Here is a 25995-nt window from a genome sequence, read left to right as displayed (position 1 = left end):
CCTCTTGCGCCGCGGCATCTGGCGTGCCGCGTGCAGTGTGCAATTAAGTCGTGCAATAAAGAAGCGGGCGTTGGTCAGGCGCCCAGTTCACGCGTCTCACGAACGAGCGAGTCGCGGGTGATTTCGCTGATGGACTTGGCGCCAGTCAGCACCATGGCCACGCGCATTTCCTTCTCGAACAGGTCGAGCAGGTGCTTCACCCCGGCCTCGCCGTGGGTGGCCAAGGCGTAGATGAACGCGCGGCCGATCAGCACGGTGTCGGCGCCCAGGGCAATCATGCGCACCACGTCCAGGCCGCTGCGAATGCCGGAGTCGGCGAGGATTTTCAGGTCGCCTTTGACGGCGTCGGCGATGGCTGGCAACGCGCGGGCGCTGGACAGCACGCCGTCAAGCTGGCGGCCGCCGTGGTTGGACACGACGATGCCGTCGGCGCCGAATTTCACTGCGTCGCGGGCGTCGTCAGGGTCGAGGATGCCTTTGATCAGCATCGGGCCGTCCCAGAACTCGCGAATCCATTCCAGGTCTTTCCAGGAAATCGACGGGTCGAAGTTGTTGCCCAGCCAGCCGATGTAGTCGGCCAGGCCCGTGGGGTTGCCACGGTAGGCGGAAATATTGCCCAGGTCGTGAGGGCGGCCGTTGACGCCCACATCCCAGGCCCACTGTGGGTGAACCATGGATTGCAGCACGCGGCGAATCGGGCCGTTGCTGCCGCTCATGCCCGAGTGCAGGTCGCGGTAGCGCGCGCCGGGAACCGGCATGTCGACGGTGAATACCAGGGTTTTCACGCCGGCGGCCTTGGCCCGCTCCAGCGCGTTGCGCATGAAGCCGCGGTCCTTGAGGACGTACAGCTGGAACCACATCGGGCGGTCGATGGCCGGTGCGACTTCTTCGATCGGGCACACCGAGACCGTCGACAACGTGAACGGAATGCCTTTGCTCGCAGCCGCGCGGGCGGCCTGTACTTCGCCCCGACGGGCGTACATGCCGCAGAGTCCTACGGGCGCGAGGGCAACCGGCATGCTCAGGGTTTCGTTGAACAGCGTGGTTTGCAGGCTCAGTTCCGACATGTTTTTCAGAACGCGCTGACGCAGCGCGATGCCGGCCAGGTCCGAAACGTTGTGGCGCAGCGTGTGTTCGGCGTAGGCGCCGCCATCGGCGTAGTGGAACAGGAAGGGTGGCAGCTTGCGTTGCGCGGCTGCGCGGTAGTCGGTTGCGGCGGAAATGATCATGAGGTCTCGCAGCGTTGAGTGAGCGGGGCAGCAACCGGGCGCATGTTCATGCGCCCGGCGTTTTCTCTTAATGAACCAGCATGCCGGTGAACCAGTACGCCTGGGCGTAGGTAATGCAGCCGACGATGGCGGCGAAGAAAATGCTGTGCTTGACGGTGAAGCGGAACAGGTCGGATTCCTTGCCCACAAGGCCCGTTGCCGCGCAGGCGACAGCGATCGATTGCGGTGAAATCATCTTGCCGGTCACGCCGCCGCTGGAGTTGGCGGCCACCATCAGCACGTCACTGACGCCTACCTGGTGCGCAGTGGTTGCCTGTAGCGAGCCGAACAGGGCGTTGCTCGATGTGTCGGAACCGGTCAGGAACACGCCCAACCAGCCCAGGAACGGCGAGAAGAACGGGAACGCGGCGCCGGTACCGGCCAGCACCAGTGCCAGCGTGGTGGACATGCCCGAGTAGTTCATGACGAAGGCGAAGGCCAGCACCATGCCGATGGACACGATGGCCCAGCGCAGCTCGATCAAGGTTTCCTTGAAAGTGGTCAGACCAGTTTTTGCGCTGATGCGCAGCACGATCATCGCCAGAATCGCCGACACCAGAATGGCGCTGCCGGAGGCGGCCAGGATGTCGAACTTGTAGATGGCGGGCATGGCGGTGGGGTTGGCCACGATCGGTGCAGCCTTCATCACCAGTTGATCCAGGTGCGGCACCGGGAAGTTCAGCGTCAGGGCCTGCAATGGGCCACCGGCGGCGAACAGCGCCTTGAATGGCTTGAGCGTCCAGATGGTGACGATGATGGTCAGGATCAGGAACGGCGACCAGGCCTTGATGATGGTGCCCACCGAGTACGGGGATTTCTGGGTAGTGCGCTGTTGGCCGAAGCCGCCAGGGCCGCCGCCCATCACGGCTGCACCGCCGCCGCTGCTGGCGACTTGCATGTCGGTGGCGCGGGCCGGTTGCCAGACTTTCAGGAAGAAGGTCAGGGACACCAGGCTGACCAGTGCCGAGGTGATATCGGGCAGTTCCGGGCCGATGAAGTTGGAGGTCAGGTACTGCACGATGGCAAAGCTGCCGCCTGCCACCAGCGCGGCTGGCCAGGTTTCTTTCACGCCCTTGATGCCGTCCATCATGAACATCAGCCAGAACGGCACGAAGACCGACAGCAGCGGCAGTTGGCGACCGGCCATGGCGCCGATCTTGAACGCATCGATGCCCGAGACTTGCCCGGCGACGATGATCGGAATGCCCAGTGCGCCGAAGGCTACTGGCGCAGTGTTGGCGATCAGGCACAGGCCGGCTGCATACAGTGGGTTCAGGCCGAGGCCAACCAGCAGCGCGGCGGTGATCGCCACCGGCGCGCCGAAGCCTGCCGCACCTTCCAGGAACGCACCGAAGCAGAAGCCGATCAGCAGGACCTGCAGGCGCTGGTCGTCGGTGATCGACATGACGGAGCTGCGAATGATCTCGAACTGGCCGCTCTTGACGGTGAGTTTGTAGAGGAACACCGCCGCGATAATGATCCAGGCGATGGGCCACAGGCCATAGAGGAAGCCGTAGATCGCCGAGGCGATGGCCATGTCGGCAGGCATCTTGAACGCGAAGATCGCGATCAGGACGGCCAGCAACAGCGTGATGGTGCCCGCAATGTGCCCTTTGAGCCGAAAGACCGCCAGCGCAAGAAAGAAGAACACGATCGGGATGACAGCAGCGAGTGCCGAAAGGCCCAGACTGCCCAAGGGTGTGTAGAACTGTTGCCAGGTTTGCATGTAGGAGGCCCCTAGTTGTTTTTGGTTAGGCCCGGTGTCCATGTCTTGCGTGCGCGGCTCCAGCGGACTACGGCGTTTGGGCCGTGATCCTGCCGGTGCTGACGAACGGATCGCACAGCTCACCAGCTCAAGCGCTACGCCGTCGCGAATCGCTTGCGGCGTGTCGTGGGGGTGTCCACTCGTCGCCGGCATTCATAAATTGGTAAGACCAATTTACAATGTCTTGTCGCTAGGTTAAAAGCCTTGGTGTTGATGTGTCAATTTCAGGCTCTAGAACTTTTGTAGCAGTTCTGTCGGTTTTTTCCTGGAATGCAGATTTGTGCGGCATCTGCCGGGTGAATGTCTGGCCACAATCAGCGAGAATACGCGCCCCGTTTTTCTGGTGATGCGGGGCAGTTGCAGAGGTGGAGTGCAGGGGTATGGCTTTTGATCAGGTGCGTCAGCGCCGCTTGTCTGACGACATTGTCGAACAGCTCGAACGAATGATTCTCGAGGGCACGCTCAGGGCCGGGGGGCGTCTGCCTGCCGAGCGCGCGCTGGCCGAACAGTTCGGCGTGTCGCGTCCGTCCCTGCGCGAAGCCATTCAGAAACTCACCGCCAAGGGGCTGCTGGTCAGTCGCCAGGGCGGCGGCAATTACGTGGTGGAGAACCTGGGCTCGACGTTCAGCGACCCGCTGTTGCATCTGCTGGAAAGCAGCTCTGAGGCGCAGCGCGATCTGCTGGAGTTCCGCCACACCCTGGAAGCCTCATGCGCTTATTACGCAGCGATCCGCGCCACGGATGTCGACCGCATCCGCCTGCGCGAGGCGTTCGATGCGCTGCAGGATTGCTACGCGCGGGTCGATGAGGTGAGCCGTGCCGAAGAGGGCGCGGCCGACGCCAACTTCCACCTGGCGATTGCCGAGGCCAGCCATAACGCGGTGTTGCTGCACACCATCCGCGGGCTGTTCGATCTGTTGCGCCGCAACGTCGTGACCAACATCGGCGGCATGTATCAGCAGCGCGCGGAAACCCGCGACATGCTGATCAGTCAGCATCGCGAATTGTATCTGGCGATTATCGAAGGTCGGGCGGAGGACGCGCGCGAGGTGTCCAGCCGGCATTTGCTGTATGTGCAGGAAGTGCTGGAGGAAGTGCGTCAGCAGGTGCAGCGCACGGCGCGTGCCGAGCGACGGAACGGGATTTGATGCAACCTCTGTAGGAGCGAATTCATTCGCGATGCGACGGTAAGTCCGACAGAGATGTGTCAGATATCCCGGCCCATTCGCGAATGAATTCGCTCCTACAGGTTGGGCAATCGGCAGGATTGAGGCGCAAGCGGCCTCAGTCTTCCTTGCCCTTGTTGCGCACCGCACGCTGTAGCTCGCGATCGGAATCGCGGGCGCGTTCGGTGTCACGCTTGTCGTATTCCTTCTTGCCCTTGCCCAGAGCGATCTCGCACTTGATCAAGTGCTGCTTCCAGTAAAGGGAGAGGGCGACTGCGGTATAGCCCTTCTGCGCCACGGACGCATTGAGGCGATCGAGCTCTTTTTTGTTGAGCAAGAGTTTGCGGGTGCGTGTCGGGTCAGCGATGACGTGGGTGCTGGCGGTCGTCAGCGGCGTGATATGGCTGCCCATCAGCCATGCCTCGCCGTCCTTGAGCAGCACGTAACTGTCCACCAGCTGCACCTTGTTGGCACGCAGGCTTTTTACTTCCCAACCGGCCAGGACCAGACCGGCCTCGAACTTGTGTTCGATGAAGTAATCGTGACGCGCCTTTTTATTTTGCGCGATGGTCCCTGTGGGATGTTTCTTGAGCTTGGCCATAGGCGACGCATTATAGGGATCAACGGTGCTCTCGGCTACGGGCTCGCAACACTGTCCTGCGCGCTTGAGCACACCGAGTGAATCCCGGACAATGCGCGATCTTTTTTTGCGTGTTGGACGTGTCAACGATGTCGACGGACAAGGTTTCGGTTCACGGAAGCTGGGCAAGCCGCTGGGTGTTCATCCTGGCCGCCACCGGTTCGGCCGTGGGGTTGGGCAGTATCTGGAAATTCCCGTACATGGTCGGCGTGTACGGCGGCGGTGCGTTCGTGCTGGTGTTCCTGGCGTGCATCGCCTTGATCGGCATCCCGGTGATGATCGCCGAAACCCTGATCGGTCGCCGCTCCCGGCAGAGCCCGGCCAACGCCCTGAAAGTGCTGGCCCGTGAAGCGGGGCATTCGGGTAAGTGGTCCTGGGGCGCATTTGCCGGGATGATCACCGCGCTGCTGATCCTCTCCTTTTATAGTGTGGTGGGCGGCTGGTCGCTGGAGTACATCCTGGATGTGGGCAAGGGCGACTTTCAAGCGGTGACGCCGGACGGTGTCGGCGCTTACTTCGGTGAGATGATCGCCAATCCATGGCGCATGGTGGGTTGGCACACGCTCTTCATGCTGCTGTCGGCCATTACTATTGCAAAAGGTGTCAACGCCGGGCTTGAGCGCAGTTTGCGTATCCTGATGCCGCTGCTGTTTGTGCTGATGGTGATCCTGCTGGGCTACAGCCTGACCACCGGGCATTTCATGGAAGGCGTGCATTTCATGTTCGACTTCACCCCTGAGAAGCTGCTCGACGGCCTGCTGCCAGCCATGGGGCACGCGTTCTTCTCGCTCAGCGTCGGCGTGGGTTCGATCATGATCTATGGCGCCTACATGACCAAGGAAGCGTCGATCAGCGCGACCGTCGTCGGTGTTGCGCTGCTCGACACCTTCGTTTCGTTGCTGGCCGGCCTTGCGCTGTTCCCGATCGTCTTCGCCGCCGGCTTGAACCCCAGCGAAGGCCCGGGCCTGATGTTCGTCACCCTGCCTTACGCGTTCGGCAACGTGGCCTTTGGCACGGTGATGGGCGTGGTGTTCTTCATTCTGGTGGCGGTGGCGGCCTGGAGCTCGGCGATCTCGCTGCTCGAGCCGATGGTGGCGTATCTGGTGGAGCGCACCCAGGTGCGTCGCGGCTGGGTCACCTTCTGGCTGTCGTTCATTTGCTGGTTCGTTGGCCTGGGCACGGTGTTCTCGTTCAACATCTGGAAAGAAGCCAAGTTCTTCGTGAACGAAGGCGGCGCGTTCCACCTCTACCAATGGGGCGCCGCGGCGGGCCTGGACTTCTTCGGCGTGATTGACTTCTTCACGTCGCGGATCATGCTGCCACTGGGCGGCCTGTGCTTTGTGATCTTCGCTGGATGGGTGATGGGCCGCGAGGCGGTGCGCGACGAGTTGTCGGTGCGCAGCCCGGTCCTGTTCGCCCTGACGTTCTTTTTGATGCGCTATGTGGCGCCGATCGGCATTCTGATTGTGTTTGCCGCTCAGCTTTGGAAATGACGCCCAAATGACTACCCATATTCAACGCTCGGCCTTGCTGCCCTATCCCGCCCAGGCGCTGTATGACCTGGTCAACGATGTGTCGCGTTATGCCGAATTCCTGCCCTGGTGCTCCGGCACCCAGGTGCTCGAGCAGAGCGATACGGCCATGCGTGCCCGGGTCGAGGTCGCCAAGGGCGGCCTGAGCCAGCACTTCGTCACGCGCAATACGCTGACGCCGGGGCAGATCATCGAGATGAACCTCGAAGAAGGGCCGTTCAGCCAGTTGCACGGCATCTGGACCTTCAAGGCGCTGGGCGAGAAGGCCTGCAAGATCAGCCTGGACCTGTCCTTCGATTATTCCGGTTCCATCGTGCGCGCCACCCTGGGCCCGCTGTTCAATCAGGCCGCGAATACGCTGGTCGATGCCTTCTGCCAGCGCGCCAAAGAGCTGTATGGCTGAGGGCATGATTCGCGTCGAGGTGGTGTATGCCGCTGTCGATCGCCAGCAGTTGCTCAGTTTTGAGGTGCCGGCCGGCACCACGCTGCTCGATGCGGTGCAGGCGTCGGGGATCGGCAAGCTGTTCCCTGAGCTCGATCTTTCTGGCTGTGCGTTGGGCGTCTTCGGCAAGGTGGTCAATGATCCCCACGTGCGTCCGCTAGAGGACGGCGACCGGGTCGAAATCTACCGCCCGCTGCTGGCGGACCCGAAAGAGGTGCGGCGCTTGCGCGCAGAGAAGGCCGCCAAGGCGCGTAAATCGATTTAACTTTTGCATCGGCGCGATTGAAAGGCATAAAAAAACCCGGACTTGGCCGGGTTTTTTTCTGCGCGTTCTCGGTAAAGAGAAGGGCGCTTGCCGAGGGATCAGCGTGGATCGGTGTCCAGCGGTTCCTGGGTCGGCACCGGAACGGTTTCGACCTTGTCGACGTCGTTCTGGATCTGTTCGAGCAGCGAGCCTGGTTTCGGCGGCTCCTCTTTTTTCGGCTGCTCCCCAGCGTTTTCGGGGGTGACAGTGGTGTCACTGCCTTTGCCGAGGATCGCTTCGTCACGGCTCACGCCCGGCTTGAAGTCGCCGGAAAGGCTGGCCAGCTGGTCGTTACCGTTGAAGGTCAGGCTGATGCGTTCCTGCTGGCGTTCACCGCCACCTGGCTGAAGACTGTACAGGTAGTCCCAGCGCTCAGGGTGGAACGTGTCGGTCAGCAGGGGGTTGCCCATGATAAACCTTACTTGCCGACGGGTCATTCCGGGCCTTAACTGGTCTATCATGTCCTGCGTGACGACATTGCCCTGTTGGATGTCGATTTTATAAACCCCGGGGAATGAACAACCGGCGAGTGCGAGCAGTCCCACGAAGGTGAAACTGGTTAGCAAGAGCTTGGTGTTTTGCATCGGTGGGCGACTTCCACTATCTTGGCTGGGACAACGTAAACCCCGATCATACCTGCATTAAGAGAAGCTGCGAAGCAGCGTCTGCGAGAAAGCTGACCATGGTTGAAAATAGCGAACTACGCAAAGCTGGACTTAAAGTGACCCTGCCACGGGTCAAGATCCTTCAAATGCTCGATTCTGCCGAGCAGCGCCACATGAGCGCGGAAGACGTCTACAAGGCGCTTATGGAGGCCAATGAGGACGTCGGTCTGGCAACGGTTTACCGTGTTCTGACCCAGTTCGAAGCAGCCGGGTTGGTGGTTCGCCACAACTTCGACGGCGGCCACGCCGTATTCGAACTGGCCGACGGAGGCCACCATGACCATATGGTCAACGTGGATTCCGGCGAAGTGATCGAGTTCTTCCACAAGGGAATCGAGGAGCTTCAGAAGCAGATCGTCGCCGAACACGGCTTCGAGCTGGTGGATCACAATCTGGTGCTCTACGTACGCAAGAAAAAGGCGTGAGTCTTTTTTTGTAACAAAACAAAGGCGACCTTCGGGTCGCCTTTGTTTTTTGGCATATACACCATCTGTAGGAGCGAATTTATTCGCGAATCAATGGTGTAGCCAATGCATCTGCTTCGCCTGACGCATTTTCGCGAATGAATTCGCTCCTACAGCGGGTGGTGTGTCAGGCGACATCTTCGTCACAGACACAACGCCCCGCCGGCAAGCCGTGCTGCTACGGGGGCAAGATCTACGATTTCGCGGCAACCACCATCTTCTTCGCGTGGGCCAGGGACTCCTTGGTCAAGTCGATACCGCCCAGCATCCGCGCCACTTCTTCCACCCGCTCGCCCTTGCTCAGCTTCGACACCGCCGTGCGCGTCGCTTCGGCTTCGCGAACCTTGTGCACGAACAGGTGCTGATGCCCCTGTGCGGCGACCTGCGGCAAGTGGGTCACGGTCATCACCTGCCCACGCTCGCCCAGCCTGCGCAGCAACTGCCCGACAATTTCCGCCGTGGGGCCGCCAATGCCGACGTCCACTTCGTCGAACACCAGTGTCGGCACGCGGGAGGTCTGTGCGGTGATCACCTGAATCGCCAGGCTGATACGCGACAGCTCGCCGCCGGAGGCCACTTTCGCCAGCGCCTTGAGCGGCTGGCCGGGGTTGGCGCTGACCAGCAGTTCTACCTGTTCCAGGCCGTGGGGTGACAGCTCCTTGTCGGCGTTCTGACGCAGTTCGATGTTGAAACGCCCGCCCGGCATGCCCAGGCGCTGGATCTCAATTTCGACCGCGTGCGCCAGGTCAGGCGCTGCGCGATGACGCAGGTCGCTCAGTTCGCGGGCCTTTTCCTGGTAGTGGCGCGCGTAGGAGCCCAGTTCGTGTTCTAGGCGTTCGATGGCTTCGTCGTTGGCGTTGAGGGTTTCGATCTCGTCCAGCAGCTTCTGGTGCAGTGCCGGGACTTCGCTCGGCTGCACCCGATGTTTGCGCGCCAGGGTGTAGATGGTGTCCAGGCGCTCTTCGATCTGCTGCAGGCGTGCCGGGTCCGCCTCGAAGCGGTCAAGAAAACGATTGATCTCGCCCACCGCTTCCTCGACCTGGATCTGCGCACTGGAAAGCAGGTTGGTGGCCTCGTTCAGCGCATCGGGGGAATTGTTCACGCTGGTCAGGCGATTGAGGCTGGCGGTCAGGGCATTGAGGGCGTTGCCCGAATCGCTTTCGCTGCACAGCTCGACCACTTGTCGGCAAATGCCCAGCAGGCTTTCGGCGTTGGTCAGGGTGGTGTGCTCCTGCTCCAGGTGCTCCAGCTCGTTCTCGCCCAGGCTCAGGCCTTCGAGTTCTTCGAGCTGGTAACTCAGCAACTGATGCTTGGCGCGCTGTTCGTCGCCCGAGTTGGCCAGGCGCTCCAGCTCCTGGCGGGTCTGGCGCCATTTCTGCGCGGCCAGTTGAACTTGGCGGGCGAGGTCGGTGGCGCCGGCGTATTCATCCAGCAGGCGGCGATGGGTGTCGGTCTTGAGCAGCGACTGGTGCTCGTGCTGGCTGTGGATGTCGATCAGCAGCTCGCCCAGGGCTTTCAAGTCTCCCTGGGGGCAGGGCGTGCCGTTTATATAGGCGCGCGAGCGACCTTCGGCGGTGATCACCCGGCGCAGGATGCACGGGCCGTCGCTTTCCAGATCGCGCTCGGCGAGCCAGGTCTGTGCCTCGGGGATGTCGGAAACATCGAAGGTGGCGAGGATGTCGGCCTTGTCGGCGCCCGGCCTCACTACGCCGCTGTCGGCGCGATCGCCCAGAGTCAGGCCCAGTGCGTCGAGCATGATCGACTTGCCGGCCCCGGTTTCCCCGGTGATCACGCTCATGCCTCGATCGAGTTCCAGATCGAGGTGTTCAACGATGGCGTAGTTGTGGATGGACAGGTGCACCAGCATAAGGGCGGCTCCCAAGAATATGTCTGGTTATTTATACAGTGTTTTGCTTCGGGCTGACAATGCCCGGGCTTAGCTCGATTTGGCAGGACGCGAGACTGTTTTTAGCACCGGATCCGAGTTTTTGCCGGTGGTGGAAGGAAACGCGGCATGCCGGAAAATTTGTGGGGTCATTTGCCATATCCCGCAATCAAAGCCCTTGAAGCCGGAAATTAAGGCCCCATATAGCCGGGCAGAAGCGTGAGTCCGACTCACTGACGTAATTGGAGGAGAAAACAATGGCTGACGAACAGAACCCGGATACTCAGGATCAGGCTGGCGACGCAGCGGCTTCCCAGGAAGAACTGGCAACCCGCGTGCAAGTGCTCGAGGAGCAACTGGCTGCGGCGCAGGATCAGTCTCTGCGTGTCGCTGCGGATCTGCAGAACGTCCGCCGCCGTGCCGAGCAGGACGTGGAAAAGGCGCACAAGTTCGCGCTGGAGAAGTTCGCCGGCGACCTGCTGCCGATCGTCGACAGCCTGGAGCGCGGCCTGGACCTGTCCAACCCGGACGACGAAAGCATTCGTCCGATGCGTGAGGGCATCGAGCTGACCCTGAAAATGTTCGGCGACACCCTCAAGCGCTACAACCTGGAAGCCATCGACCCGCACGGCCAGCCGTTCAACGCCGAGCACCATCAGGCGATGGCGATGCAGGAAAGTGCCGATGTCGAGCCCAACAGCGTGCTCAAGGTGTTCCAGAAGGGCTATCAGCTCAACGGTCGTCTGCTGCGCCCGGCCATGGTCGTGGTCAGCAAGGCACCGTCGCCTGTTGCACCGTCAATTGACGAGCAGGCTTGAAATCGGCTGATTGGCCCCCATTAAGAGGCCATGGGTTTAAAGAATTACCGCAATTTGTAAACGCAGTTGCGGCAACCAAATTTTAAGTTTCGGGAGAGTCAAACATGGGCAAGATTATCGGTATCGACCTGGGGACCACCAACTCCTGCGTCTCCGTGCTGGAAAACGGCGTAGCCAAGGTCATCGAGAACGCCGAAGGCGCGCGCACCACCCCGTCGATCATCGCTTACGCGAACGACGGTGAAACCCTGGTCGGCCAGTCGGCCAAGCGTCAGGCGGTCACCAACCCGCACAACACCCTGTATGCGGTAAAGCGTCTGATCGGTCGCAAGTTCGACGAAGAAGTCGTGCAGAAAGACATCAAGATGGTGCCTTACACCATCGCCAAGGCTGACAACGGCGACGCCTGGGTTTCGGTCAACGACAAGAAGATGTCGCCTCCTCAGATTTCCGCTGAAATCCTGAAGAAGATGAAGAAGACCGCTGAAGACTACCTCGGCGAGTCCGTCACCGAAGCGGTCATCACCGTTCCGGCCTACTTCAACGACAGCCAGCGCCAGGCGACCAAAGACGCCGGCCGCATCGCGGGTCTGGACGTAAAACGCATCATCAACGAACCGACCGCAGCCGCGCTGGCCTACGGCATGGACAAGGCCAAGGGCGACCACACCGTCATCGTTTATGACCTGGGTGGCGGTACCTTCGACGTTTCGGTCATCGAAATCGCCGAAGTCGACGGTGAGCACCAGTTCGAAGTACTGGCCACCAACGGCGACACCTTCCTGGGTGGTGAGGACTTTGACATTCGCCTGATCGACTACCTCGTCGACGAATTCAAGAAAGAAAGCGGCATGAACCTCAAGGGTGATCCGCTGGCGATGCAGCGTCTGAAAGAAGCTGCCGAAAAGGCCAAGATCGAGCTGTCTTCCAGCCAGTCGACCGACGTCAACCTGCCGTACATCACTGCAGACGCCACCGGTCCGAAGCACCTGAACGTGAAGATCTCCCGCGCCAAGCTGGAATCGCTGGTCGAAGACCTGGTTGCCCGCACCATCGAGCCTTGCCGCATTGCGCTGAAAGACTCCGGTATCGACATCGGCGCGATCAACGACGTGATCCTGGTCGGCGGTCAGACCCGTATGCCACTGGTTCAGCAGAAAGTGACCGAGTTCTTCGGCAAAGAAGCCCGCAAGGACGTCAACCCTGACGAAGCCGTTGCCATGGGTGCTGCGATTCAAGGTGCCGTTCTGGCTGGCGACGTCAAAGACGTACTGCTGCTGGACGTCAGCCCGCTGACCCTGGGTATCGAAACCATGGGCGGCGTGATGACCGCGCTGATCGAGAAAAACACCACGATTCCGACCAAGAAATCGCAAGTGTTCTCGACTGCCGACGACAACCAGAGCGCCGTGACCATTCACGTGCTGCAGGGTGAGCGCAAGCAGGCTTCCTCGAACAAGTCGCTGGGCAAGTTCGACCTGGCCGAGATTCCACCGGCTCCACGCGGTGTGCCTCAGATCGAAGTGACCTTCGACATCGACGCCAACGGCATCCTGCACGTCGGCGCGAAAGACAAGGCCACCGGCAAGACTCAGTCGATCGTGATCAAGGCCAACTCCGGTCTGTCGGATGAAGAAATCCAGCAGATGATCCGTGACGCCGAAGCCAACTCGGAAGCCGACAAGAAGTTCGAAGAGCTGGCCGCTGCCCGCAACCAGGGCGACGCACTGGTTCACTCGACTCGCAAGATGGTCGCTGACGCCGGTGACAAGGTCACTGCCGAAGAGAAGACCGCGATCGAAGCTGCCGTGGTTGCACTGGAAGCTGCGCTCAAGGGCGACGACAAGGCTGCCATCGACGCCAAGGTCGAAGAGCTGTCGAAAGTCTCCGCTCCTGTCGCCCAGAAGATGTACGCCGAGCAGGCTGAGAAGCCTGAAGCCGGTGCGCAGGCGGCCCAGGAAGAGCACAAGGCTGACGACGTTGTCGATGCCGAGTTCGAAGAAGTGAAAGATCACAAGTAAGCGCAGGCTCACTTGATCGCCCATTGACCACTTTGTGAGTGGTCACTGGTAGGATGTCGCCGCGCGGGGGCTTGCTCCCGCGTTGGCGTGTCTGGAATACGCGAATTTTTCAAGGCTTGCGGACGCTGTTCGCAGGCTTCGTGGCAAAGCCGCAAGCTCCTGCAAACCGGCTTGTTCTGCCGCTTTACTCGGTCGAATGAAGGCCGTTGAACCAAGACCAGGATCGTTGAATTGACGTGAGTTGGGTCCGGGCCTGAAAGGGGCTCAACGAGTTCGACACGCTCAGGAGGGTGGTGTCGGACGTCCTCAAGAGTGCAGAAAACTTATGTCAAAGCGTGACTATTACGAAGTATTGGGAGTCGAGCGTGGCTCCAGCGAGGCGGACCTGAAAAAGGCGTACCGTCGTCTCGCGATGAAATACCACCCTGACCGCAACCCGGGCGACAAGGCCTCGGAAGATGCGTTCAAGGAAGCCAACGAAGCCTACGAAGTGCTGTCCGACGCCAGCAAACGCGCGGCCTACGATCAATATGGCCATGCGGCCATGGATCAGGGCATGGGCGGCGGCGGTGGCGGTTTCGGCGGTGCCAACTTCTCCGACATCTTCGGCGACGTCTTCAGTGATTTCTTCGGCGGTGGTCGTGCCGGTGGCGGCGGTCGTGGCGGCGCTCAGCGCGGCAGCGACCTGCGCTACACCCTGGAACTGAACCTGGAAGAAGCCGTGCGCGGCACCACCGTCAGCATTCGCGTGCCGACCCTGGTCAACTGCAAGCCGTGCGACGGCAGCGGCGCCAAGAAAGGCTCTTCGCCAGTCACTTGCCCGACCTGTGGCGGTATCGGCCAGGTGCGCATGCAGCAGGGCTTCTTCTCTGTCCAGCAGACCTGCCCGCGTTGCCACGGCAACGGCAAGATCATTTCCGATCCTTGCGATTCCTGCCATGGCGAAGGCCGTGTCGAGGAATACAAGACCCTGTCGGTCAAGGTGCCGGCCGGTGTCGACACCGGCGATCGCATTCGTCTGTCGGGCGAAGGCGAGGCGGGCGTGCAGGGTGGCCCGACGGGCGACCTGTACGTTGTCATCAACGTTCGCGAACACGATATTTTCCAGCGCGACGGCAAGCATCTGTACTGCGAAGTGCCGATCAGCTTCACCGACGCCGCCCTGGGTGGTGAGCTGGAAGTGCCGACGCTGGACGGTCGCGTCAAGCTGAAAATCCCTGAGGGCACCCAGACCGGCAAGCAGTTCCGCCTGCGCGGCAAGGGCGTGGCCCCGGTGCGTGGTGGTGGTGCGGGCGACCTGATGTGCCGCGTGGCGGTGGAAACGCCGGTCAACCTGAGCCGTCGTCAGCGTGAACTGCTCGAAGAGTTGCGTTCGTCGCTGGAAGGCGACAGCTCGCATTCGCCCAAGGCCAGTGGCTGGTTCGAAGGCGTGAAGCGTTTCTTCGGCGACCTTTAAGGAGCAGGGTATGCGACGTATTGCTGTGATGGGCGCCGCCGGGCGGATGGGCAAGAACCTGGTGGAAGCCGTTCAGGAACGCGCGCCGCTGACCGGGCTGACCGCGGCGATCGTTCGCCCGGGCAGCACCATGATCGGTGCCGATGCGGGCGAGCTGGCTTCGCTGGGGCGAATCGGCGTGCAGTTGACCGGCAATCTGGAGCAGGTGGCCGACGAGTTCGACGTGCTGATCGATTTCACCTTGCCGGAAGTGATGCTGAAAAACCTGGCGTTCTGCCGCAAGGCGGGCAAGGCCATGGTCATCGGCACCACAGGCCTGAATGTCGAGCAGAAGCAGCTACTGGTGGAGGCGAGCAAGGACATCCCGATCGTCTTCGCCTCCAACTTCAGCGTTGGCGTGAACCTGTCGTTCAAGCTGCTGGATCTGGCGGCGCGGGTGATGGGTGAAGACGCGGACATCGAGATCATCGAAGCGCATCACCGCAACAAGGTCGACGCACCTTCGGGAACGGCGGTCAGCATGGGTGAAGTGGTTGCCAAGGCGCTGGGTCGTGACCTGAGCAAGGTCGCGGTCTACGGTCGCGAAGGCAATACCGGCGTGCGCGAGCGCGACACCATCGGTTTCGCCACCGTGCGTGGCGGCGATGTGGTCGGTGATCACACGGTGCTGTTCGCCGCAGAGGGCGAGCGCCTGGAAATCACCCACAAGGCGTCCAGCCGCATGACCTTTGCCAAGGGCGCAGTACGCGCCGCGCTGTGGCTCGATGGCAAAACCTCGGGCCTGTACGACATGCAGGACGTGCTGGATCTGCGCTGATCCACGGGTTCGCATCAGCAAGAATGCGGGCGGAGCAGGGGTTTTCCCTGTATCCTGCCCGCAGTTTCAACCCGCTACGCGATGTCCTGTCGCATTCTCCTGCCTTAAAGGCGTTTTAGCGGTAGATAAAAAAAGCCTTTTTCTGTAAGCTACAGCTTTAGTGTGTCCACTAAAAGCGCGCAGATAATTCGATGAAAAAAAGCGGGGTGACGTGTCAATACGTCATTCCGCTTTTTTACAACCTGCGATCGCCCTTTCAGGCTTTATTACGGGAGGTCTTCTTGACTAAGCCAGCCATACTCGCCCTTGCTGATGGCAGCATTTTTCGCGGCGTAGCCATTGGAGCCGACGGTCAAACCGTTGGTGAGGTCGTGTTCAACACCGCAATGACCGGCTATCAGGAAATCCTTACCGATCCTTCCTATGCCCAGCAAATCGTCACCCTGACTTATCCGCACATCGGCAACACCGGCACCACGCCGGAAGACGCCGAATCCGATCGCGTCTGGTCCGCGGGCCTGGTGATCCGTGACCTGCCTCTGGTGGCGAGCAACTGGCGTAACAAGATGTCCCTGGCCGATTACCTCAAGGCCAACAACGTCGTTGCCATCGCTGGCATCGACACCCGTCGCCTGACCCGCATCCTTCGTGAAAAAGGCGCTCAGGACGGCTGCATCATGGCCGGTGACAACATTTCCGAAGAAGCCGCCATCGCGGCAGCGCGCGGCTTCCCGGGCCTGAAGGGCATGGACCTGGCGAAAGTCGTCAGCACCAAGGAAAGCTACGAGTGGCGCTCCAGTGTCTGGAGCCTCAAGACCGACAGCCATCCTGAAATCCCGGCTGCCGACCTGCCATACAACGTGGTGGCCTACGACTACGGCGTCAAGACCAACATCCTGCGCATGCTGGTCGAGCGCGGCTGCCGCGTGACCGTGGTGCCTGCCCAGACCCCGGCGAGCGAAGTCCTGGCCCTCAAGCCGGACGGCGTGTTCCTGTCCAACGGCCCTGGCGACCCCGAGCCTTGCGACTACGCTATCCAGGCGATCAAGGACGTGCTGCAGACTGAAATCCCGGTCTTCGGCATCTGCCTGGGCCACCAGCTGCTGGCTCTGGCCTCCGGTGCCAAGACCGTCAAGATGGGCCACGGCCACCACGGCGCCAACCACCCGGTCCAGGATCTGGACACGGGCGTGGTCATGATCACCAGCCAGAACCACGGTTTTGCGGTAGACGAAGCCACTCTGCCGAGCAACGTGCGCGCCATTCACAAGTCGCTGTTCGACGGCACCCTGCAGGGCATCGAGCGCACCGACAAGGACGCGTTCAGCTTCCAGGGGCACCCTGAAGCGAGCCCGGGCCCGAACGACGTCGCGCCGCTGTTCGATCGCTTCATCACAGCCATGGCCAAGCGCCGCTAAGCGGCCGACTTGCGACTGTAGCGAGCAGGTGCCGCGGCGCCGGACCCAGGTCCGACAGCGCCCGGCACCTCTGAGAATGTTCGAGACGGCTCTGCCGACTGACACAGGATTCGAGTGACAACCCATGCCAAAACGTACAGACATTAAAAGCATCCTGATTCTTGGCGCTGGCCCGATCGTGATCGGCCAGGCCTGCGAATTCGACTACTCCGGCGCCCAGGCCTGTAAAGCCCTGCGCGAAGAGGGTTACCGCGTCATTCTGGTGAACTCCAACCCGGCCACCATCATGACCGACCCGGCCATGGCCGACGCCACCTACATCGAGCCGATCAAGTGGGCGACCGTCGCCAAGATCATCGAGAAAGAGCGTCCGGACGCGCTGTTGCCGACCATGGGTGGCCAGACCGCACTGAACTGCGCCCTGGACCTGGAGCGCGAAGGCGTCCTGGAGAAGTTCGGCGTGGAAATGATCGGTGCCAACGCCGACACCATCGACAAGGCCGAAGACCGTTCGCGTTTCGACAAGGCCATGAAGGCCATCGGCCTGGAATGCCCGCGTTCGGGTATCGCCCACACCATGGAAGAGGCCAATGCGGTCCTCGAGAAACTGGGCTTCCCGTGCATCATCCGTCCGTCCTTCACCATGGGCGGCACTGGTGGCGGTATTGCTTACAACCGCGAAGAATTCGAAGAAATCTGCGCCCGCGGTCTGGACCTGTCGCCGACCAAGGAACTGCTGATCGACGAATCGCTGATCGGCTGGAAAGAATACGAAATGGAAGTTGTCCGCGACAAAAAGGACAACTGCATCATCGTCTGCTCCATCGAGAACTTCGACCCGATGGGCGTGCACACCGGTGACTCGATCACCGTCGCACCGGCGCAGACCCTGACCGACAAGGAATACCAGATCATGCGCAACGCCTCGCTGGCGGTGCTGCGTGAGATCGGTGTCGAAACCGGCGGTTCCAACGTGCAGTTCGGTATCTGCCCGAACACTGGCCGCATGGTCGTGATCGAGATGAACCCGCGCGTTTCGCGTTCCTCGGCGCTGGCTTCGAAAGCCACCGGCTTCCCGATCGCCAAGATCGCCGCCAAGCTGGCTGTCGGCTACACCCTGGACGAGCTGCAGAACGACATCACCGGCGGCCGCACCCCGGCGTCCTTCGAACCGTCGATCGACTACGTCGTCACCAAGCTGCCGCGTTTCGCCTTCGAAAAATTCCCGAAAGCCGACGCCCGCCTGACCACCCAGATGAAATCCGTGGGTGAAGTCATGGCCATCGGCCGTACCTTCCAGGAATCCCTGCAGAAAGCCCTGCGTGGTCTGGAAGTGGGCGCCAGCGGCCTGGACCCGAAAGTGGACCTGGCCAGCGCCGACGCCAACAGCATCCTCAAGCGCGAGCTGACCGTTCCGGGTGCCGAGCGTATCTGGTACGTCGCCGACGCCATGCGTGCGGGCATGACCTGCGATGACATCTTCGCCCTGACTGGCATCGACCACTGGTTCCTGGTGCAGATCGAAGACCTCATCAAGGAAGAAGAGAAGGTCAAGACCCTGGCCCTGTCGGCCATCGACAAGGACCTGATGCTGCGCCTGAAGCGCAAGGGCTTCTCCGACCAGCGTCTGGCCAAACTGTTGGGCATCACCGACAAGAACCTGCGCCGTCATCGCCACAAGCTCGAAGTGCTGCCGGTCTACAAGCGCGTCGACACCTGTGCTGCCGAATTCTCCACCGACACCGCCTACCTGTACTCCACGTACGAGGAAGAGTGCGAAGCCAATCCGTCGACTCGCGACAAGATCATGATTCTGGGTGGCGGTCCTAACCGTATCGGCCAGGGCATCGAGTTCGACTACTGCTGCGTACACGCCGCACTGGCGCTGCGTGAAGACGGTTACGAGACCATCATGGTCAACTGCAACCCGGAAACCGTTTCCACCGACTACGACACCTCCGACCGTCTGTACTTCGAGCCGCTGACCCTGGAAGACGTGCTGGAAGTCTGCCGCGTCGAGAAGCCGAAAGGCGTGATCGTCCACTACGGTGGCCAGACCCCGCTGAAACTGGCTCGCGCCCTGGAAGAAGCCGGCGTGCCGATCATCGGCACCAGCCCTGACGCCATCGACCGCGCCGAAGACCGCGAGCGCTTCCAGCAGATGGTTCAGCGCCTGAATCTGCTGCAGCCGCCAAACGCCACCGTGCGCAGCGAAGAAGAAGCCATCAGCGCTGCTGGCGGCATCGGCTACCCGCTGGTCGTCCGTCCGTCCTACGTACTGGGCGGCCGCGCGATGGAAATCGTCTACGAGCTGGACGAACTCAAGCGCTACCTGCGTGAAGCGGTGCAAGTGTCCAACGACAGCCCGGTGCTGCTGGACCACTTCCTCAACTGCGCCATCGAGATGGACGTGGATGCGGTCTGCGACGGTACCGATGTGGTCATTGGCGCGATCATGCAGCACATCGAACAGGCCGGCGTTCACTCCGGTGACTCCGCGTGCTCGCTCCCGCCTTACTCGCTGAGCAAGGACGTGCAGGATCAGGTTCGCGATCAGGTCAAGAAAATGGCCCTGGAGCTGGGCGTGGTCGGCCTGATGAACGTGCAGCTGGCCCTGCAGGGCGACAAGATCTACGTGATCGAAGTCAACCCGCGCGCCTCGCGTACCGTGCCGTTCGTGTCCAAGTGCATCGGCACTTCGCTGGCAATGATCGCGGCCCGCGTCATGGCTGGCAAAACCCTGAAAGAACTGGGCTTCACCCAGGAAATCATCCCGAACTTCTACAGCGTCAAAGAGGCGGTGTTCCCGTTCGCGAAGTTCCCGGGTGTCGACCCGATCCTCGGCCCGGAGATGAAATCCACCGGTGAAGTCATGGGTGTCGGCGACACCTTCGGCGAAGCCTTCGCCAAGGCCCAGATGGGCGCCAGCGAAGTGCTGCCAACCGGCGGCACCGCGTTCATCAGCGTGCGTGACGACGACAAGCCACTGGTGGCCGGCGTTGCCCGCAACCTGATCGAGCTAGGCTTCGAAGTGGTTGCCACGGCCGGTACTGCCCGCGTCATCGAAGCGGCCGGTCTGAAAGTCCGTCGCGTCAACAAGGTGACCGAGGGCCGTCCGCACGTGGTCGACATGATCAAGAACGACGAAGTGTCGCTGATCATCAACACCACCGAAGGTCGCCAGTCGATCGCCGACTCTTACTCGATTCGTCGCAATGCGCTGCAGCACAAGATCTACTGCACGACCACCATTGCGGCCGGTGAAGCCATCTGCGAGGCGCTGAAATTCGGTCCCGAGAAGACCGTTCGTCGCCTGCAGGATCTCCATGCAGGACTCAACGCATGAGCATGACCAAGTACCCGATGACCGTCCAGGGCGCTCGCGCCCTGGAGGACGAACTGACGTTTCTGAGCAAGACCGAGCGCCCGCGCCTGAGCCAGGCGATCGGTGAAGCCCGTGAACTGGGCGACCTCAAGGAAAACGCCGAATACCATGCCGCCCGCGAGGAGCAGGGCATGGTCGAGGCGCGCATCCGTGACATCGAAGGCCGTCTGCAGAACTCGGTGGTGATCGACGTCACCACCATCGCGCACACCGGCAAGGTGATTTTCGGCACGACTGTAGTGCTGGCCAACACCGAAACCGATGACGAGGTGACCTATCAGATCGTGGGCGAGGATGAAGCCGACGTGAAGAAAGGCAAGCTGTCGAGCAGTGCGCCGATCGCTCGCGCCATCATTGGCAAGGAAGAAGGTGACACCGTCGTCGTCAAGACGCCGAGCGGTACGGTCGAGTACGAGATCGTCGAGGTCAAGCACATCTGAGTGCGGACGATCCCGGGTTTCGGTCAGGGCGCGCAGGTCGCGCCGCTGACCGGACTCACCGTTACTTGTAGCGGTGGATGTTGGACAGTTGTTTATTCGGCTGCGGGTTCTTGCGGTAAATCAGCGCCATCTTGCCGATGGTCTGTACCAGTTCCGCACGGCCTTGCTTGCACAGCTCTTCGATCACGGCGCGACGTTCATCGCGGTCTTCCAGCTTGATCTGAACCTTGATCAGTTCATGATCCACCAAAGCACGGTCAAGCTCGGCCAGTACGCCTTCGCTCAGGCCATTGCCCGCGACCATCAAGACTGGCTTGAGGTCATGTCCAATGGATTTGTATTGTTTCTTCTGCTCGTTATTGAGCGGCATAATCTGACCCTTTTCGTCTGATTCTGTAAAATTGGCGGGCATTTTACCCGAGGGGCCGTGGCTCCGCCCAGTTAATCACGACCCTTTATCACCGAGGTGCCCCGTGGCGCAGCGTTCCAAAAGCAGCCATAACTGGCTCAGAGAACATTTCAACGATCCTTTCGTCAAACAGGCGCAGAAGGATGGATACCGCTCGCGTGCGAGCTACAAACTGCTTGAGATCCAGGAAAAGGACCGTCTGATCCGTCCCGGCATGACCGTGGTCGACCTCGGCGCTGCGCCTGGCGGCTGGTCGCAGGTGACCAGTCGTCTGATTGGTGGCCAGGGGCGCCTGATCGCCTCCGACATCCTGGAAATGGACAGCATCCCCGACGTGACCTTCATTCAGGGGGATTTCACCGAGGACGAAGTGTTCCGGCAGATCCTCGGCGCGATCGGTAATACGCAGGTAGACCTTGTGATTTCCGATATGGCCCCCAATATGAGTGGATTGAGCGCGGTGGATATGCCACGCGCCATGTTCCTTTGTGAGCTGGCCCTCGACCTTGCCGGTCGGGTGTTGCGTCCGGGTGGTGATTTTCTGATCAAGGTCTTCCAGGGTGAAGGCTTCGACGCCTACCACAAGGAAGTTCGCAAAATGTTCGACAAGGTGCAGATGCGCAAGCCCACGTCGTCCCGTGACCGGTCCCGCGAGCAGTACCTGCTGGGCCGCGGTTTCAAGGGCGGTTATCAGGCCCCGGGCGAGTTTGAGTAAAGGCAATAGCTTTTTTCAAATGGCTTTATTTACGAAGCGTAACGAACATCTTGTCGTCAATGTTTCACAAAGGGTTACAGACGCCGCCTGCCACACCTGTAGGATCTGTAGTAAGTTAGGCCGGTGAATATCATGCGAGGCGCGCTCCAGGCGTGGAGCTCGCTTCAGAGGGTAGCTAATTGAACGATATGGCAAAGAATTTGATCCTGTGGTTGATCATCGCTGCGGTCCTGGTGACCGTGATGAACAACTTCTCCAGCCCGAACGAGCCGCAGACCCTCAATTACTCCGAGTTCATCCAGCAGGTGAAGGATGGCAAGGTGGAGAAGGTTGCTGTTGACGGCTTCGTCATCACCGGCAAGCGCAGCGACGGCGACACCTTCAAGACCATTCGTCCGAACATTCCGGACAATGGCCTGATCGGTGACCTGGTCGACAACAACGTGGTGATCGAAGGCAAGCAGCCGGAGCAGCAGAGCATCTGGACGCAACTGCTGGTCGCCAGCTTCCCGATCCTGGTCATCATTGCCGTGTTCATGTTCTTCATGCGCCAGATGCAGGGCGGTGCGGGCGGCAAGGGCGGGCCGATGAGCTTCGGCAAGAGCAAGGCGCGCCTGCTGTCCGAAGATCAGGTCAAGACCACCCTGGCTGACGTCGCCGGTTGCGACGAGGCCAAGGAAGAAGTCGGCGAACTGGTCGAGTTCCTCCGTGATCCGGGCAAGTTCCAGCGCCTGGGCGGCCGCATTCCGCGCGGCGTGCTGATGGTCGGTCCTCCGGGTACTGGTAAGACCCTGCTCGCCAAGGCCATTGCTGGTGAAGCGAAGGTGCCGTTCTTCACCATCTCCGGTTCCGACTTCGTCGAGATGTTCGTGGGTGTCGGTGCGAGCCGCGTCCGTGACATGTTCGAACAGGCCAAGAAGCACGCACCTTGCATCATCTTCATCGACGAGATCGATGCCGTGGGTCGCCATCGTGGCGCCGGCATGGGTGGCGGTCATGACGAACGCGAGCAGACCCTCAACCAGTTGCTGGTAGAGATGGACGGCTTCGAAATGAACGACGGCATCATCGTGATCGCCGCGACCAACCGTCCTGACGTGCTCGACCCTGCGCTGCTGCGTCCGGGCCGTTTCGACCGTCAGGTGGTGGTCGGTCTGCCGGACATTCGTGGTCGTGAGCAGATTCTCAAAGTGCACATGCGCAAAGTGCCGATGGGCGACGACGTCAACGCTGCGGTCATCGCTCGCGGTACGCCGGGCTTCTCCGGTGCTGACCTGGCCAACCTGGTGAACGAGGCGTCGCTGTTCGCTGCCCGTGTCGGCAAGCGCATTGTCGAAATGAAGGAATTCGAGCTGGCCAAGGACAAGATCATGATGGGCGCCGAGCGCAAATCCATGGTCATGTCCGAGAAAGAGAAACAGAACACCGCGTACCACGAAGCCGGTCACGCCATCGTCGGTCGCGTCGTGCCCGAGCATGACCCGGTCTACAAGGTCTCGATCATTCCGCGCGGTCGCGCACTGGGCGTGACGATGTTCCTGCCCGAAGAAGACCGTTATAGCCTGTCCAAGCGTGCGCTGATCAGTCAGATCTGCTCGCTGTACGGCGGCCGTATCGCCGAGGAGATGACCCTGGGCTTCGACGGCGTGACCACGGGTGCTTCCAACGACATCATGCGTGCCAGCCAGATCGCCCGGAACATGGTCACCAAGTGGGGCCTGTCCGAGAAAATGGGCCCGCTGATGTACTCCGAGGACGACGACGGCGGTTACCTGGGGCGCAGTGGTGGCGGTCAGAACTCCAGCATGTCTGGCGAGACCGCGAAGATGATCGACCTCGAGGTGCGCAGCATCATCGACCAGTGCTACGGCACGGCGAAGCAGATTCTTACCGATAACCGCGATAAGCTGGACGCGATGGCCGATGCGTTGATGAAGTACGAAACCATCGATGCCGAGCAGATCGACGACATCATGGCGGGCCGCACGCCACGCGAACCGCGTGACTGGTCCGGTGGTGGCACCGGCACTTCCGGCACGCCTACCGCGCCTGCCGGTCCTCGTCCGGAAACGCCGATCGGCGGTCCAGCTGCTGACCACTAAGGGCTGACATGACTTCTGCGCTGTACCCGACCCGGTTGCCTTGCGGCAACCGGGTTCTTGATTTGTCCCGGACCCACGTCATGGGCATCCTCAACATCACCCCGGATTCATTCTCCGATGGCGGGCGCTTCGCCCAGCGTGATCTGGCATTGAGCCATGCCGAAGCGATGGTGGCTGCTGGCGCCACGCTGATCGACGTGGGTGGCGAGTCCACCCGTCCCGGTGCCCGTGCCGTATCGCCTGTCGAAGAGCTGGAACGTGTGGCGCCGATCGTCGAGGCGATCAATCGCGAACTCGACGTGGTCATCTCGGTGGATACTTCGACGCCTGCGGTGATCCGCGAGGCGGCGCGCCTGGGCGCCGGTTTGATCAACGACGTGCGCTCGCTGCGGCGCGAAGGTGCGCTGGATGCTGCAGTGGCGACCGGCCTGCCGGTGTGCCTGATGCACATGCGTGGCGAACCCACCGACATGCAGAATAATCCGCACTACGAGGATGTGGTCGGTGAGGTCGCCGCTTTCCTGCGTGAGCGCATGGATGCCTGTATCGCGGCCGGTATCGCCGCGGAGCAGATCATCCTCGATCCCGGCTATGGCTTTGCCAAGACCCTCGATCACAACCTGACCCTGTTCAAGCACATGGAAGCGCTGCATGCGCTGGGGCGCCCGTTGCTGGTCGGCGTGTCGCGCAAGAGCATGATCGGCAAGGTGCTGGACAAGCCTGTTGACCAGCGCCTCTACGGCGCGCTTGCCCTGGCCGGCATGGCCATGATCAAGGGCGCGAAAATTTTGCGTGTGCACGATGTGGCTGAAACGGTCGACGTCGTTCGCATGATTGCTGCTGTTGAATCGGCAAAATAAGAAATCTGGAGCACCCATGAGTACTAGAAAATATTTCGGAACCGACGGCATTCGCGGTCGTGTGGGCCAATACCCGATCACTCCTGACTTCATGCTCAAGCTGGGTTGGGCTGCCGGTATGGCGTTCCGCAAAATGGGTGCATGCCGCATTCTGGTGGGCAAGGACACGCGTATTTCCGGGTACATGTTCGAATCGGCGCTGGAAGCAGGCCTTTCCGCCGCCGGCGCCGACGTGATGCTGCTCGGCCCGATGCCGACGCCTGCCATCGCCTACCTGACCCGCACCTTCCACGCCCAGGCGGGGATCGTGATCAGTGCCTCGCACAACCCGCACCACGACAACGGCATCAAGTTCTTCTCCGGCAAGGGCACCAAGCTGCCTGACGAAGTGGAAATGATGATCGAGGAGTTGCTCGACACGCCGATGACGGTAGTGGAGTCCGAGCAGTTGGGCAAAGTGTCGCGGATCAACGACGCGGCGGGTCGCTATATCGAATTCTGCAAGAGCAGCGTGCCCACCAGCACCAATTTCGCAGGCCTGAAAATGGTCATCGACTGTGCACATGGCGCCACCTACAAAGTGGCGCCGAACGTGTTCCGCGAGCTGGGCGCCCAGGTCACGGTACTGTCGGCAGCGCCCAACGGCCTGAACATCAACGACGACTGCGGCTCTACCCACATGGGCGCGCTGCAGGCGGCCGTGGTGGCCGAGAAGGCGGACCTCGGGATCGGCTTCGACGGCGACGGCGACCGGGTGCTGATGGTCGATCACACCGGTGCGATCGTCGATGGCGACGAGCTGATCTACATCATCGCCCGTGATCTGCATGAACGTGGTCGCCTGCAGGGTGGCGTGGTCGGCACCCTGATGAGCAACCTGGGGCTGGAGCTTGCGCTGGCGGACCTGAGCATTCCGTTCGTGCGCGCCAATGTGGGCGACCGTTACGTGATCGCCGAGCTGTTGGACCGCAACTGGCAGGTCGGTGGCGAAAACTCGGGCCACGTCGTGTGCTTCCAGCACACCACCACCGGTGACGCGATCATCGCTGCGCTGCAGGTGCTGCTGGCACTCAAACGTACTGGTCAGACCTTGGCCGAGTCGCGCCAGGGTCTGAAGAAATGCCCGCAGGTGCTGGTCAACGTCCGCTTCGAAGGCGGTGATGTCGACCCTGTGCAGCATCCGGCCGTGAAGCAGGCCTGCGATCGCGTCACGGCAGCCATGGGCGGTCGCGGGCGCGTGTTGCTGCGCAAGTCCGGGACAGAGCCTCTGGTGCGTGTGATGGTCGAAGGCGAGGACGAAAAACAGGTCGCAGGCTATGCCGATGAGCTGGCAAAACTGGTTGCTGAAGTTTGTGCCTGATTTCGGCTTGCCAGTGTTGAAACTGTTGGGTAACATCTGCGCCCACTTTGACCGACGAGGTAA

Annotated in this window: 22 protein-coding genes; 16 read left to right on the top strand and 6 right to left on the bottom strand. The window is 61.1% G+C overall.

Annotation, left to right across the window (positions count from 1 at the left end):
- Positions 1-74: 74 nt before the first annotated feature.
- Together lldD and AC1MEK_RS18695 are read right to left on the bottom strand one after the other, a co-directional pair.
- Positions 75-1229, bottom strand: a complete 1155-nt coding sequence (gene lldD, locus AC1MEK_RS18700) for an FMN-dependent L-lactate dehydrogenase LldD (RefSeq protein WP_480397756.1) — start codon at positions 1227-1229, stop codon at positions 75-77.
- Positions 1230-1296: 67 nt separating this feature from the next.
- Positions 1297-2994, bottom strand: coding sequence for a lactate permease LctP family transporter (locus AC1MEK_RS18695; protein ID WP_480397755.1), 1698 nt, complete (start codon positions 2992-2994; stop codon positions 1297-1299).
- Between the two features lie 419 nt (positions 2995-3413).
- Between AC1MEK_RS18695 and AC1MEK_RS18690 the strand changes: the two genes are divergently transcribed.
- Positions 3414-4181, top strand: coding sequence for a GntR family transcriptional regulator (locus AC1MEK_RS18690; RefSeq protein WP_480397754.1), 768 nt, complete (start codon positions 3414-3416; stop codon positions 4179-4181).
- A 136-nt stretch (positions 4182-4317) separates the two neighbouring features.
- On the opposite strand, the gene smpB is transcribed toward AC1MEK_RS18690, so the two are convergent.
- A complete protein-coding gene (gene smpB, locus AC1MEK_RS18685) occupies positions 4318-4800 on the bottom strand; it encodes an SsrA-binding protein SmpB (protein ID WP_480397902.1) in 483 nt (160 codons plus the stop codon).
- Positions 4801-4928: 128 nt separating this feature from the next.
- On the opposite strand from smpB, the gene AC1MEK_RS18680 reads away from it, so the two are divergent.
- Genes AC1MEK_RS18680 through AC1MEK_RS18670 form a run of 3 tightly spaced genes read left to right on the top strand, consistent with a single transcriptional unit; the run spans position 4929 to position 7078 of the window.
- Positions 4929-6332, top strand: coding sequence for a sodium-dependent transporter (locus AC1MEK_RS18680; RefSeq protein ID WP_480397753.1), 1404 nt, complete (start codon positions 4929-4931; stop codon positions 6330-6332).
- 7 nt (positions 6333-6339) lie between these two features.
- Positions 6340-6774 carry a type II toxin-antitoxin system RatA family toxin gene (locus AC1MEK_RS18675; RefSeq protein WP_480397752.1) on the top strand — a complete coding sequence of 145 codons (435 nt, stop codon included), beginning with the start codon at positions 6340-6342 and terminating at the stop codon, positions 6772-6774.
- Positions 6767-7078: an RnfH family protein gene (locus AC1MEK_RS18670; protein ID WP_480397751.1), complete on the top strand. Its 312-nt coding sequence runs from the start codon at positions 6767-6769 to the stop codon at positions 7076-7078. The genes AC1MEK_RS18675 and AC1MEK_RS18670 overlap by 8 nt, the downstream gene beginning before the upstream one ends.
- Before the next feature lie 98 nt (positions 7079-7176).
- On the opposite strand, the gene AC1MEK_RS18665 is transcribed toward AC1MEK_RS18670, so the two are convergent.
- Positions 7177-7701 carry an outer membrane protein assembly factor BamE gene (locus tag AC1MEK_RS18665; protein WP_480397750.1) on the bottom strand — a complete coding sequence of 175 codons (525 nt, stop codon included), beginning with the start codon at positions 7699-7701 and terminating at the stop codon, positions 7177-7179.
- A gap of 98 nt (positions 7702-7799) precedes the next feature.
- Between AC1MEK_RS18665 and fur the strand changes: the two genes are divergently transcribed.
- On the top strand, positions 7800-8207 hold the full coding sequence (fur, locus tag AC1MEK_RS18660; RefSeq protein ID WP_108237931.1) for a ferric iron uptake transcriptional regulator: 408 nt from the start codon (positions 7800-7802) through the stop codon (positions 8205-8207).
- A gap of 232 nt (positions 8208-8439) precedes the next feature.
- Here fur and recN read toward each other — a convergent pair whose 3' ends face one another.
- A complete protein-coding gene (gene recN / locus AC1MEK_RS18655; protein ID WP_480397749.1) occupies positions 8440-10113 on the bottom strand; it encodes a DNA repair protein RecN in 1674 nt (557 codons plus the stop codon).
- 275 nt (positions 10114-10388) lie between these two features.
- Here recN and grpE point away from each other — a divergent pair, with 275 nt between their 5' ends.
- The 7 genes from grpE to greA all read left to right on the top strand — a co-directional run bounded on the left by grpE (position 10389) and on the right by greA (position 20486).
- Complete coding sequence (gene grpE / locus AC1MEK_RS18650) at positions 10389-10949, top strand: nucleotide exchange factor GrpE (protein WP_480397748.1); 561 nt, start codon at positions 10389-10391, stop codon at positions 10947-10949.
- Positions 10950-11053: 104 nt separating this feature from the next.
- Positions 11054-12970, top strand: a complete 1917-nt coding sequence (gene dnaK, locus AC1MEK_RS18645; protein ID WP_480397747.1) for a molecular chaperone DnaK — start codon at positions 11054-11056, stop codon at positions 12968-12970.
- Positions 12971-13295: 325 nt separating this feature from the next.
- Positions 13296-14426: a molecular chaperone DnaJ gene (dnaJ, locus tag AC1MEK_RS18640; RefSeq protein ID WP_480397746.1), complete on the top strand. Its 1131-nt coding sequence runs from the start codon at positions 13296-13298 to the stop codon at positions 14424-14426.
- Between the two features lie 10 nt (positions 14427-14436).
- Entirely contained in the window at positions 14437-15243 is an 807-nt protein-coding gene (gene dapB / locus AC1MEK_RS18635) for a 4-hydroxy-tetrahydrodipicolinate reductase (protein ID WP_480397745.1), read from the top strand.
- A gap of 281 nt (positions 15244-15524) precedes the next feature.
- Positions 15525-16661 carry a glutamine-hydrolyzing carbamoyl-phosphate synthase small subunit gene (gene carA / locus AC1MEK_RS18630; RefSeq protein WP_480397744.1) on the top strand — a complete coding sequence of 379 codons (1137 nt, stop codon included), beginning with the start codon at positions 15525-15527 and terminating at the stop codon, positions 16659-16661.
- A gap of 124 nt (positions 16662-16785) precedes the next feature.
- Positions 16786-20007: a carbamoyl-phosphate synthase large subunit gene (carB, locus tag AC1MEK_RS18625; protein WP_480397743.1), complete on the top strand. Its 3222-nt coding sequence runs from the start codon at positions 16786-16788 to the stop codon at positions 20005-20007.
- The gene (gene greA, locus AC1MEK_RS18620) at positions 20004-20486 is read left to right on the top strand and encodes a transcription elongation factor GreA (protein ID WP_480397742.1); all 483 of its coding nucleotides are present in this window, start codon (positions 20004-20006) and stop codon (positions 20484-20486) included. The genes carB and greA overlap by 4 nt, the downstream gene beginning before the upstream one ends.
- Positions 20487-20547: 61 nt before the next feature.
- On the opposite strand, the gene yhbY is transcribed toward greA, so the two are convergent.
- On the bottom strand, positions 20548-20856 hold the full coding sequence (yhbY, locus tag AC1MEK_RS18615; protein ID WP_093465544.1) for a ribosome assembly RNA-binding protein YhbY: 309 nt from the start codon (positions 20854-20856) through the stop codon (positions 20548-20550).
- 103 nt (positions 20857-20959) lie between these two features.
- Between yhbY and rlmE the strand changes: the two genes are divergently transcribed.
- From rlmE to glmM, 4 genes are all read left to right on the top strand, one after another.
- Complete coding sequence (gene rlmE, locus AC1MEK_RS18610; RefSeq protein WP_480397741.1) at positions 20960-21610, top strand: 23S rRNA (uridine(2552)-2'-O)-methyltransferase RlmE; 651 nt, start codon at positions 20960-20962, stop codon at positions 21608-21610.
- Between the two features lie 188 nt (positions 21611-21798).
- Entirely contained in the window at positions 21799-23712 is a 1914-nt protein-coding gene (gene ftsH / locus AC1MEK_RS18605; protein WP_480397740.1) for an ATP-dependent zinc metalloprotease FtsH, read from the top strand.
- A gap of 8 nt (positions 23713-23720) precedes the next feature.
- Positions 23721-24572, top strand: a complete 852-nt coding sequence (folP, locus tag AC1MEK_RS18600; RefSeq protein ID WP_480397739.1) for a dihydropteroate synthase — start codon at positions 23721-23723, stop codon at positions 24570-24572.
- Between the two features lie 16 nt (positions 24573-24588).
- Positions 24589-25932, top strand: a complete 1344-nt coding sequence (gene glmM / locus AC1MEK_RS18595; protein WP_480397738.1) for a phosphoglucosamine mutase — start codon at positions 24589-24591, stop codon at positions 25930-25932.
- Positions 25933-25995 lie beyond the last annotated feature (63 nt).

It is taken from the genome of Pseudomonas sp. 2, from assembly GCF_056627435.1.
Note: the sequence above shows the minus strand (reverse complement) of the source record. Positions and strands in the feature narration are given on the sequence as shown.

Excerpts from the sequence above, each read along its gene's own strand:
- lldD (WP_480397756.1), bottom strand. The coding sequence starts at position 1,229 with ATGATCATTTCCGCCGCAACCGACTACCGCGCAGCCGCGCAACGCAAG.
- AC1MEK_RS18695 (WP_480397755.1), bottom strand. The coding sequence starts at position 2,994 with ATGCAAACCTGGCAACAGTTCTACACACCCTTGGGCAGTCTGGGCCTT.
- AC1MEK_RS18690 (WP_480397754.1), top strand. The coding sequence starts at position 3,414 with ATGGCTTTTGATCAGGTGCGTCAGCGCCGCTTGTCTGACGACATTGTC.
- smpB (WP_480397902.1), bottom strand. The coding sequence starts at position 4,800 with ATGGCCAAGCTCAAGAAACATCCCACAGGGACCATCGCGCAAAATAAA.
- AC1MEK_RS18680 (WP_480397753.1), top strand. The coding sequence starts at position 4,929 with ATGTCGACGGACAAGGTTTCGGTTCACGGAAGCTGGGCAAGCCGCTGG.
- AC1MEK_RS18675 (WP_480397752.1), top strand. The coding sequence starts at position 6,340 with ATGACTACCCATATTCAACGCTCGGCCTTGCTGCCCTATCCCGCCCAG.
- AC1MEK_RS18670 (WP_480397751.1), top strand. The coding sequence starts at position 6,767 with ATGGCTGAGGGCATGATTCGCGTCGAGGTGGTGTATGCCGCTGTCGAT.
- AC1MEK_RS18665 (WP_480397750.1), bottom strand. The coding sequence starts at position 7,701 with ATGCAAAACACCAAGCTCTTGCTAACCAGTTTCACCTTCGTGGGACTG.
- fur (WP_108237931.1), top strand. The coding sequence starts at position 7,800 with ATGGTTGAAAATAGCGAACTACGCAAAGCTGGACTTAAAGTGACCCTG.
- recN (WP_480397749.1), bottom strand. The coding sequence starts at position 10,113 with ATGCTGGTGCACCTGTCCATCCACAACTACGCCATCGTTGAACACCTC.
- grpE (WP_480397748.1), top strand. The coding sequence starts at position 10,389 with ATGGCTGACGAACAGAACCCGGATACTCAGGATCAGGCTGGCGACGCA.
- dnaK (WP_480397747.1), top strand. The coding sequence starts at position 11,054 with ATGGGCAAGATTATCGGTATCGACCTGGGGACCACCAACTCCTGCGTC.
- dnaJ (WP_480397746.1), top strand. The coding sequence starts at position 13,296 with ATGTCAAAGCGTGACTATTACGAAGTATTGGGAGTCGAGCGTGGCTCC.
- dapB (WP_480397745.1), top strand. The coding sequence starts at position 14,437 with ATGCGACGTATTGCTGTGATGGGCGCCGCCGGGCGGATGGGCAAGAAC.
- carB (WP_480397743.1), top strand. The coding sequence starts at position 16,786 with ATGCCAAAACGTACAGACATTAAAAGCATCCTGATTCTTGGCGCTGGC.
- greA (WP_480397742.1), top strand. The coding sequence starts at position 20,004 with ATGAGCATGACCAAGTACCCGATGACCGTCCAGGGCGCTCGCGCCCTG.
- yhbY (WP_093465544.1), bottom strand. The coding sequence starts at position 20,856 with ATGCCGCTCAATAACGAGCAGAAGAAACAATACAAATCCATTGGACAT.
- ftsH (WP_480397740.1), top strand. The coding sequence starts at position 21,799 with ATGGCAAAGAATTTGATCCTGTGGTTGATCATCGCTGCGGTCCTGGTG.
- folP (WP_480397739.1), top strand. The coding sequence starts at position 23,721 with ATGACTTCTGCGCTGTACCCGACCCGGTTGCCTTGCGGCAACCGGGTT.
- glmM (WP_480397738.1), top strand. The coding sequence starts at position 24,589 with ATGAGTACTAGAAAATATTTCGGAACCGACGGCATTCGCGGTCGTGTG.